The organism is Salibaculum sp. (assembly GCF_035270045.1).
GTDB lineage: Bacteria > Pseudomonadota > Alphaproteobacteria > Rhodobacterales > Rhodobacteraceae > Salibaculum.
Genome location: NZ_DATFIP010000016.1, coordinates 1 through 2,649 on the forward strand (window position 1 = coordinate 1; position 2,649 = coordinate 2,649).

Consider the following 2,649-nt stretch of genomic DNA (forward strand, 5'->3'; position numbering starts at 1 on the left):
TCCTTGACCTCGGGCGGCACGGTCAGCGGCACCTGCGCCATCGGGTCGCCGGGGGCAAGCTCCAGCAGCAGGAAGATCACGAGGCTGATGAACAGCAGCGTCGGGATCGAGAGCACGAGCCGTCGGATCGTATAAGTCAGCATGCGCGGCGCCTCTGCGGGGTATTCAATGGAAAGAGGGGCCGGGCATGCGCCCGGCCCGGATCAGGCATGTGCCGGATCACTCCTCGATGCGGTACCAGTCGGCCGCGTTCCACAGCTCGGTGTCCCACACGTTCAGCACCACGCCGCCCAGGGTGTTGGACTTGGCCGAGACCCGGCCACGATGGACCAGCGGAATGATCACGTTCTGCTCTTTGGTGATCATGTTGTTGAGCTTGATGGCGATATCCGCCCGCTTCGACAATTCTGCCGTGCGGCCCAGCTCCTTGACGAGTTCGTCATATTCCGGGTCGCAGAAGCGGTTGATGTTCTCGCCCTGCCACTGGCTTTCGGGGCGCGGGGCCTTGTTGCAGGTGCGCGAGGCGAGATAGCTCTGCGGATCGGTGCCGTCGAAGAGGTTGGCATACATTTCCACATCGGCATAGAACTTCTGGAACGTGTCCGGGCTGCCCGGATCGCCGCCGAAGAAAACGCTGGCCGAGATGTTGCGCAGTTCGGTCTCGACGCCGATTTCCGACCACCACTGCTTGATCAGCGCCTGGAAATCCTGGCGCACGGCATTGGTCGAGGTCTGGTAGAGCAGGGAGAGTTTCACGCCGTCCTTTTCGCGCACCCCGTCGCCATCGCTGTCGGTCCAGCCGGCCTCTTCCAGAAGCGCCTTGGCCCCCTCGATATCCTGTTCGAGGCAATGGGTGTTGTCCGCGGCATAGACATCCGGGCCGGGCACCCAATCACAGGTGGGCTTGCCCGCCTTGCCGTAGCCGATCTCGGTCAGCAGCACGCGGTCGATCGCCATGGAAAGCGCCTGACGCACCGCCGGGTCGGTCAGGAACGGGTGCGGATGCGCCGCCGTGGCGCGCTCGCCCTCGGGCAGGTCGGGGGAAGGATCGGTGAGGTTGACCTCGATCCGCTCCACGAGCGTGCCGAAGGCGGCGAGCGCCTCGCCCTGGCCCGCCTCTTCCATGTTGGCGATCACGTCGGGCGCGAGCTGCAGGTTCCACGCATAGTCGAATTCGCCGGTCTCCAGCACCGCGCGGCCCGCCGCCGTGGCATCGCCGCCGCCCTTGAAGGTCATGGTGGCGAAGGCCGGCTTTTCGGGGTCACGGTAATTGGGATTGGCCGAGAGCGAGATCACGTCATTGGGGCGGAACTCGTCCACCACGAAGGGGCCGGTGCCGATCGGGGCAAAGTTTTCCTCGGCGCATTCGGACGCCCGCGCGCCGGTGCACTCGGCATATTGCGCGGCCTGGATGATTGGGGACTGGCCGCCCATGAAGGGGCCGTAGGGGTTAGGCTGGGCATCGGCGAAATTGACCGTCACGGTCAGGTCATCGACCACCTCGACCGATTCCACGCCCTCGAACTTGGCAAGCTGCGCGCAGCCGCCCTCGGGGTTCATGCAGTAATCGGCGGTGAATTTCACGTCCGTGGCGGTGAAGGGCGTGCCGTCGGACCATGTCAGCCCCGGCTTGATCTTCCAGGTGATCGACTTGAGGTCCTCGGCCACGCCGCCGTTCTCGACGGTGGGGATTTCCTCGGCCAGGTAGGGGACCATGTCGCCCTTTTCGTTGTAGCGCCCGAGCGGTTCGATCACGAGGCTGGCTGCCTCGATCTCCTTGGTGCCGCCGGACAGGTAGGGGTTCATGATCGACGGCGCCTGCCAGTAGATCACGTTGACATGGCCATCCGACCCGCGTTCGGCATGGGCCGCAAGGCCAAGGCACGACGCGGCGGTTGCCCCGAGAAGCAGGGATTTCACGGTCATTGGGTTTGATTCCTCCGGTGTTGGACAGCTCTGGTTCGGCCATCTCGTTTTCGGTTTCGCCGGCCTTGACCGGTCTTGATGTGACGAAAAAAGGGGGCAGGGCACCTTGTGGCCGCTGCACCGCATCCCCGTCGGTTCGGGCATCACAGACCGGATTCGGGCAAAAAGCAAGGGGCGCAATCCGGGAATCCGACAATCGCCCGGGAACGGCGGGACATGGTTTGACACCGGTGCGACAAAGTGAGTAGCGTTTCAGCATTGCCCGTCATGGATGAGAAAAGGCCGCGCCGCATGCTGGACACCCCGATTGCCCGGATCGAGAATCTTCGGGTCACGTTCGAGACCAAGGATGGCCCCGTTGTGGGGGTCAAGGACGTGTCCTTTGACGTCAATCCGGGCGAGACCGTCTGCATCGTGGGCGAATCGGGCTCGGGCAAGTCGGTGTCGTCGCTGTCGCTGATGCGGCTCATCGAATATGGCGGCGGCACCATCGCGGGCGGGCGGATGCTGTTTGATCGCCGCGAGGGCGGCGAGGTCGATCTGGCACAGACCGAGCAGGGGCTGATGCGCACGATCCGGGGTAACGAGATCGGGATGATCTTTCAGGAGCCGATGACCGCGCTCAACCCTGTGTTCACCGTGGGGCGGCAGCTGTCCGAAGGGCTGCGCGTGCATCGCGGTATGGACAAGCGGCAGGCCCGTGCGCGGGCGTTGGAACTGCTC

At 64.4% G+C, this 2,649-nt stretch carries 2 protein-coding genes and 1 pseudogene; 1 reads left to right on the plus strand and 2 read right to left on the minus strand.

From position 1 onward, the window contains the following. Positions 1–143, minus strand: a pseudogene (locus VJ897_RS02570) (ABC transporter permease); the annotation flags it as partial. Between the two features lie 76 nt (positions 144–219). Continuing rightward, positions 220–1,926, minus strand: coding sequence for a peptide ABC transporter substrate-binding protein (locus tag VJ897_RS02575; protein WP_324052972.1), 1,707 nt, complete (start codon positions 1,924–1,926; stop codon positions 220–222). 291 nt (positions 1,927–2,217) lie between these two features. Here VJ897_RS02575 and VJ897_RS02580 point away from each other — a divergent pair. After that, on the plus strand, positions 2,218–2,649 hold a 432-nt coding region (locus tag VJ897_RS02580; protein WP_324052974.1), incomplete at its 3' end, for an ATP-binding cassette domain-containing protein.